7 protein-coding genes and 1 pseudogene are annotated in these 6,586 nt (G+C 39.6%); 2 read left to right on the top strand and 6 right to left on the bottom strand.

Features of this window, described 5'->3' with window-relative positions; all coding sequences use genetic code 11:
• The 4 genes from LAY41_RS19685 to LAY41_RS19670 form a co-directional block, all read right to left on the bottom strand.
• Positions 1-1,110 (bottom strand): protein kinase family protein (locus LAY41_RS19685; RefSeq protein WP_249101816.1); only part of this gene is annotated, 1,110 nt, incomplete at its 3' end.
• Positions 1,111-1,119: 9 nt separating this feature from the next.
• A complete protein-coding gene (locus LAY41_RS19680) occupies positions 1,120-2,571 on the bottom strand; it encodes a protein phosphatase 2C domain-containing protein (RefSeq protein ID WP_249101813.1) in 1,452 nt (483 codons plus the stop codon).
• Between the two features lie 114 nt (positions 2,572-2,685).
• Positions 2,686-3,537: a vWA domain-containing protein gene (locus tag LAY41_RS19675; protein ID WP_249101810.1), complete on the bottom strand. Its 852-nt coding sequence runs from the start codon at positions 3,535-3,537 to the stop codon at positions 2,686-2,688.
• An 85-nt stretch (positions 3,538-3,622) separates the two neighbouring features.
• On the bottom strand, positions 3,623-4,291 hold the full coding sequence (locus tag LAY41_RS19670; RefSeq protein WP_249101807.1) for a CFI-box-CTERM domain-containing protein: 669 nt from the start codon (positions 4,289-4,291) through the stop codon (positions 3,623-3,625).
• A gap of 231 nt (positions 4,292-4,522) precedes the next feature.
• Between LAY41_RS19670 and LAY41_RS19665 the strand changes: the two genes are divergently transcribed.
• Positions 4,523-5,008 (top strand): helix-turn-helix transcriptional regulator, encoded by a 486-nt coding sequence (locus tag LAY41_RS19665; RefSeq protein WP_249101804.1) that lies wholly within the window; start codon positions 4,523-4,525, stop codon positions 5,006-5,008.
• Between the two features lie 9 nt (positions 5,009-5,017).
• A pseudogene (locus LAY41_RS32850) lies at positions 5,018-5,098 on the top strand (UvrB/UvrC motif-containing protein); the annotation flags it as partial.
• Positions 5,099-5,122: 24 nt separating this feature from the next.
• Here the strand turns inward: LAY41_RS32850 and LAY41_RS19660 are convergent.
• Together LAY41_RS19660 and LAY41_RS19655 are read right to left on the bottom strand one after the other, a co-directional pair.
• Positions 5,123-5,719, bottom strand: a complete 597-nt coding sequence (locus LAY41_RS19660; RefSeq protein ID WP_249101801.1) for a hypothetical protein — start codon at positions 5,717-5,719, stop codon at positions 5,123-5,125.
• 15 nt (positions 5,720-5,734) lie between these two features.
• A complete protein-coding gene (locus LAY41_RS19655; RefSeq protein WP_249101798.1) occupies positions 5,735-6,514 on the bottom strand; it encodes an RDD family protein in 780 nt (259 codons plus the stop codon).
• Positions 6,515-6,586 lie beyond the last annotated feature (72 nt).

The raw sequence follows: 6,586 nt of genomic DNA, 5'->3' as shown, positions 1-6,586 counted from the left end.
ACTGGTAGTTGTAGTTGCACCTGTAGGATTCCAAGTCTGAGGTGGAGGATTTTGTGGTTGACTGGTAGTTGTAGTTGCACCTGTAGGATTCCAAGTCTGAGGTGGAGGATTTTGTGGTTGACTGGTAGTTGTAGTTGTACCTGTAGGATTCCAAGTGGTCGTTGGCGGAGTTAAAACAGAATCAAGAGAAGGAATTTTGCTGAAGTCTGTTAGCTTGCAAAGTTTTTTAAGCTCATCAGCAAGACGTGAAACATTGGAAGATAACTGAGAAAGGGTATTAAAAACTTGCGCTATGTCGGGATTCTTAAAATCGACAGTAGAAAATAACAATCGTTCTGTGTTGTCCAGCTTGTAAGTATTCCATAGCTGAGGTTTTTCAGCAATTGCAAGAATAGAGAGATAAATAACCAGTTGAGGAAAAAAATCTATTTCAATACACTGCTTTGTCAGTGCAGATCTCAAGGGATGCTGATAATCAGGGATTCCTTTAATTTCGTCATCAATACTGTTCCCATCTAAAGAAAAGTAAAGGCTATCGTAGTCAATTAATTTTAAATTAACACCATTACTTTCATCAACCAATATATTTCCATGCTGTAAATCGCCATGAGCTATGCCAGCCTGAACTAAGTCTTTCGATAAATTAATCCAGGCTTGAGCTAATAAATCTAATCTACTCCTATTATTAAGATTATCTCGAATAAAAGTTCGTAAATCTTTGCCTTCAGCCCACTCCATTTTTACAATAGGGTAGAGGTTACCATCAACTCTAATTCCTTGAGATTTAAAATCACATTCAACAAAGTAAGATGAACAAAAAACATTTTTTATACGGCTTGAAACTTTGCTATAATGGCTGGCAACGCTGGATGTGCTTTGCAGAAAACATCTGACAGCCCACAGCTTATTGGGATTAAAAGTCTCATATTTAAAAACACAGGCAAAACCACCTGCGGCAGACCACAAATTTTTGATGCCTTGACTGTTTGGTATTTCTACAGGTTTACCAGCAACTAATATCGGATCGATGTTTTTAAATGCAATTTGAGGATGGCGAATAGAACTGTAGTATTTACTTATGGTGGGATAGAGCGTATGACTGGCGTTCAAAGTATTACCTCATTTTGCTAATCTAACCTGAATTTTTACCCATTGAGCTTCCTTGAATGTGCTTGACTTTATAGCTTTATCTAAAGGTAAGGAGTTTCCGGGTAGTAAGTAACCCAAAAAATCTTCTGGTAAAAGTTCTTTTAGTTGAGGCTTATATAGGAAAATTGGAAGTGGTTGACTTTTGGCAGGAATAGTTAATTTTTTTTCTTGCTCATTAATGTAGGATAAAGGTGTGAGAACCAACAATTGTAAACTTTCCGATCCAGATGGTTTTCTCAACAAATAACCTATAGCCTGTATAGGCTGATTGCTAGAATTGGCTTCAGCGGCGTAGATAGGTACTGCCGAGGTAGTAGCTGTGTTGCTATTATTAGAAGCTGGTGCTTTGCTACTAGCAACAGGAGAAGGTTGAGGTTTAGTTGTGCTAGGATCTGGATTTTTAGAAAAATGTGCAATAAGGGGGAAAAAAATATTAACCAATAAGTTTATTATTCCCACTAATACGGCAATTTGAATTCCAATAAATATACGTTTATTTAGACGCTCTTGTGGCGTGACTGGGCGACCTGAAGATGATTGAGAAGTAGATTGCATAGTTTCTACACCAACATCTGTGTTTGTAATTTCGGACGAATCACTATTTTCTTGATTTGACGGGGGAAGTAAAGGTTGACTGCTTACTTGCTTTTGTGGAATTGTAGCAATTTTGATTCTGCAAATTGTTGTATCATCATTTTTAATCAAGTTGTCCCCTCTTAGCTGTTCAATAAAATTTTTAAATTCATCTGGCGTTGAAATGGAAATCAAATTTGTCCGTTTGTCGCTTCCACTTTCCAAGTCTTTGAAAATCCATTCGGCTAAGGCATCAGTAGCTAGTAAAAATATGTCACCTTCTTCGTAAAAACCTCGATTGTATTTTGGGGAAGAAGACTTTTGTTCAGGCAGACTATGAAAGCAGTCTGTTACTGTTTGAAAACTTTCAGATTTATTAATAGGAAATGCTATAAAATTATTCTCCCTAGCTTTGATCTGAAATAAGCAACTATCCCCAACTGCTATCGCTTCCCAGGTTTTTTCACCAGTTTCACTTAGGGGTCGAAATTTTAGACCTATACAAGTAGCTGAAGCATAATTTTCTTTTCTGATTGCTTTAACATTCCAGGGAGCGTTTTTCTTTTGTATTTCTGCAAACCAAAACTTTCTCCATTCTTCTTGTATAGGTTTTAACCATTGTTCCCATTGCTGATAGATGCTTTCAATTGAGTCTTGATTGTAATCGCAAAAGTGTTTAACCAGAAGTTTAGCCCACTCCCCAGGAAAAAGAGAGGTAGAAGCACCATCTGCGATCGCTACTAGACTTTTATCGTCACTCCAGTCACAAGCATCTTGTATATCTGCCTCTTGCTCACCAATCTTTGGCATGGTGAAGCACGCTATGTCATTCTGATTGTGATTTTGCATTTTGACCTCATCTATTTTAGTTGGGACAAAGAAACCGAGTTTCTGGTAAATTCCATATTTGCATAAGGACTAAAATAAATAATAGAAACCCGGTTTCTAAGTAGAGTAAAATTATTACTGCAACTTAGCCCTACTCCCAACATCCAATAGGCGAATCATTGCCTCAGCATCGGCGTTATAAACGAATCCTCTTGCACCCGCTGTTGGTTTATAACCTACTGCTCCTGCACGTTCGCGCATGACTGGGGGTAATTCGCTGGAGAAGTCAAACAAGAACTTGGCATTACCATCTCCCTGTGGTAACTCACTAGGGGAAGAAGGTAGTTCTACTCTGGCAGCCCTACCGTCAGAAATGTGAATATTTATAATTAAAGTAGTGCCATCACTGGTTCCTAATTTAGACAATTTCGAGGCAGCATTTTGGGCATCAGATTGACTATCTGGCGCACCATCAGTGATGTTAATTACAATCGGCGGAAAACTTTCTTGGTGGCTTTTTGTCCATTTATCTACTAAGTTATAAGCCATCTCAAAAGCGGCAGCCATTGGTGTTCCCCCCCTGCCAATTGGCTCAATCCAGATCGGAAATTGATCGTCAACTTCCACCAATCCACCAGCACCATCAGATATTTTCCTCTTTATTGTATCGACTCGGATGCAGTTTTGTGCTAACTCTTGTATCGTCACAATTGGGTTAGAAGCCAAGTTGCCTGAAAAAGCATTTATTGCTGCACTTCCAGACGCACCGTAACTCAACACGGAAATATCGCATCTGTTCTTAATTTCCGAACCTGCCGTACAAGTTAGACCTATTTCCCGTAAGACATTATTGACAGCTTTAGCGCATTCTTGTGCTTTAGTTCCTCCTGTCGAACCGCCGAAAGGATCGAGCATCGATCCTGATTGGTCGATCAAAATTAGAATGTACCCTGGATTTTCCCTACTGAGTGATTGAGTGTATGGCATAGCAGTACCAATCTTTCCTAAACTAAAACGAACAGATAGTTTCCTGGTATTGGGTATACTCAGGATGGGCAAAACCAGTCATTAGTCAACGTCGCATCCACCTAGCTAGATGCCCCAAATAATGACGGATAAATAACTTGATTGCTGGCTTGCTGCTAATATATGTAGCTATGGTAGGACTAATTTTGTAATAGAAGCTCACTAGCCGCTTACCAAAAATATTGCTTAACAGTTTGCTGTCTCGGAATTCTCTGAATGTGTCAAGGTCAGGATGTCTGGAAGTTGAGTAAGCTGCTGTAGCAATGAAGCAAGAAGAACTACTACTTTCCATATCTTGGGCTAAACTATCAATAGCTTCGTCAAAACTAATTGCTAATCTAGCAGCTAAATACGTTGCAAACTCTCTAGCTTTCCTGATTTCACGTCTGGCTTTAAAAGCGTCATACAGTTCTTCTAATGAATCATAAGACTCACTATGCCTTCGATCTCCATCCCTCCAACCATAGCCCTCGTCAATCCAATACTCCTTACGCCACTTTCCTTGCCTATCTTGAGCAATATAGGCTATTCCAATTGCATTGTCTGTTTTGCTATCAAAATATAGATGATGATGTAATTTCTTCTTTTGCTCGTCTGGATCGTTATGAAAGGGAATCAGTAGCTGACTTCCATCTTTTAAGTTTTCTACTCTTAAATCCCTGATGCGACCGTGAGGCCCATCAAAGTACGATAAATATTTATCTCCCTTTGCCATACTCTTTTTGAAAAGCTCCTAGCTATTGAATAATTACCTATAAGCATTGCCAGTCATTATCAGCTTGAAGGTTAGCCCTCTTTAGCTGTTGACCTGGGCTTTGCTCAGTTGTAACTTTTGTAACCTTGCTTTTGTTTGATAATAAGCTAGTTTAACCTCAGCCGTTACTAAGCCAAGGCTGCAATTTAAGCTAGGATATGGCTAGGAAAAATTTTATGAAGAACCCTTACTATGCCATCTACCAATGAACAATTTACCGAAGCGGCTAACCACTGGGACTTGGAAACGCTGTATACAGACTTAGCCTCCGCTAAGGGAAAGCGTCTTACACCTGTTGAGAAGCTACACCTGCGGGGGTTGCTTTGCGGTTACAGTCCTGCTGAAATAGCTCAAATGCTCCATAAAAGCATTAAGGGTGTTGAAAGCGAAGTATGTACTACTTTGTATCCTTATGTTAAAAACCTTGTAGGTAAATGCAATGAAAAAGTGGAGAACTGGCGAAATATTTGCGAATGGCTTGAAGAAGCGGGTTATAAATCTACTTTGTATCCTCAACAATTGAATAATCCTATACCTGTTGATATCTTAGGAAAAATCGCTAATATAAAAATTGAAAAAGATAAAATAACAATTGAAATTGATCTGCGACAAGCAAACGCGCCATCTTGTGAACTTCCAAAACAAAATTTCAACTTCGACGATAATAATACTAATTAGGTTGTTAGAGCCAAAAATATGGAGTTTGAGTCAGCGGCGAAATTGCGCGATCGCGTTAAGCATCTGCGAGATAAACTGCTGGGTCATTAGGATTGTGGTGGGCAATAGCCCACCCTAACTGGTTTCACATTTAACAGGTGGCAACCTATTTCCAGCAGTATAACGATGAAATTTATTGAGATTTAGCAAAACACTATTGTATTGAATCCAAGCACTATAGCTATTAGCATCATCGCTTCTACTGACAATACTTAAACGGCTAGCTTTTAAGCGTCCTCCTCCTATTTCTGGGGAATCCCACCATTCTCTTTCAGGAATACCTTCTAAGCTGACTGGTTTATCCCAGCCGCCGTACCAATTTTCTAAACCCGTACCGCTGACAGTATTGTTATTCAATACGCCAGTAATACAGATTGTTTGTTCTTTTTGTGCGGCAAAATACTCGCCGACTACGCGATTTCCTGTTTTGCGGAAAATAAAGCACCAGCCTACTTCTTCAAAGTTGCGATCGAGAGAAGGTGGTTCGCTACAAAAGCGATAATTGCCATCGATTAGATTTGAAATAGTAGGCTGACTTTGAATAGATTGTAGGTTAGGTTGAACGATAGTGAAACCCAACACAGAAGGCTTGTTGGGTTTCGTTACCTCAACCCAACCTACCGGAAAATTAATAGCTAGCAGTAAAGCAGCATTCAAGATTGCAAGTTTCATTGAGAAGGAAGTAGTTTAAGAAGTAGATGATTGCTGCTGATAAGCGAGATACACTGCTTCTAAAAATACGTCTGCTGTCAAACCCTCTGGCAAAGTTTTCATGTCAATTATGCTCCTAACTTGACGAGCTATTTGTAGACTCAATTCAGATCTTGCTTTCGATGTCATTTCGCCACGCCGCTGCAAATATTCGCGAATGGCAGCGAAATCATCAGGTAGTAAAACAGACAAGTTTGCCATTTGCGGCAGCTCGGTGGCGAGTTTTTGAGCCTGCTGAGAAATTGGGAAGTTTATGGCAGCGACGACATATTCTTCTTGAATTACAATAGTTCCTGCCACCATATCTCCCAGTCGCTTTTCCCGACTGCCCAAAATGATTAAAAATGCTCCTATAAACAAGGTGTCATCTATAGGTCGCAATAACGCTCTCAGGGTCGCTTGTTGGATACTAACTCGGCGACCATCGTCGCGAATTACGCGAATTTTGGCGTAGCGTTTTCCGGGTGTTTGTCCTTGCCAAATTACCTCAAAAAAGACAAAGTAACCTACGTAAATAATGAAGTTTAACAGAATCGCGATCGCCACCAACCATAGTCGGATATTATTTACGTTATCGAACGTATTGACTAGCTGTAAAGAAACTACAATCCAGACAATCCAGAAAACTAGCAGAGTTAAAGACAAGGCAGTATAGTCTATAATTAAGGCTAAGGCGCGGTTGCCAATTCCTGCTAAAGTGAATTCCAGTTCTACACTTTCTGGGGTTTGCAGTGTGACTCGGTTGAAGAAACGCATATAGCCAAGTTTTGAGTGGTAATTTTTGAGTTTTAAATTATTATAAGGATAGGCAGTTTATCAGAACTTAAA

Source organism: Argonema galeatum A003/A1 (assembly GCF_023333595.1).
GTDB lineage: Bacteria > Cyanobacteriota > Cyanobacteriia > Cyanobacteriales > Aerosakkonemataceae > Argonema > Argonema galeatum.
The sequence above is the reverse complement of the archived record's forward strand: the minus strand, read 5'-3'. Positions and strand labels throughout refer to the sequence as shown.

Excerpts from the sequence above, each read along its gene's own strand:
- LAY41_RS19665 (WP_249101804.1), top strand. The coding sequence starts at position 4,523 with ATGCCATCTACCAATGAACAATTTACCGAAGCGGCTAACCACTGGGAC.
- LAY41_RS19660 (WP_249101801.1), bottom strand. The coding sequence starts at position 5,719 with ATGAAACTTGCAATCTTGAATGCTGCTTTACTGCTAGCTATTAATTTT.
- LAY41_RS19655 (WP_249101798.1), bottom strand. The coding sequence starts at position 6,514 with ATGCGTTTCTTCAACCGAGTCACACTGCAAACCCCAGAAAGTGTAGAA.
- LAY41_RS19675 (WP_249101810.1), bottom strand. The coding sequence starts at position 3,537 with ATGCCATACACTCAATCACTCAGTAGGGAAAATCCAGGGTACATTCTA.
- LAY41_RS19680 (WP_249101813.1), bottom strand. The coding sequence starts at position 2,571 with ATGCAAAATCACAATCAGAATGACATAGCGTGCTTCACCATGCCAAAG.
- LAY41_RS19670 (WP_249101807.1), bottom strand. The coding sequence starts at position 4,291 with ATGGCAAAGGGAGATAAATATTTATCGTACTTTGATGGGCCTCACGGT.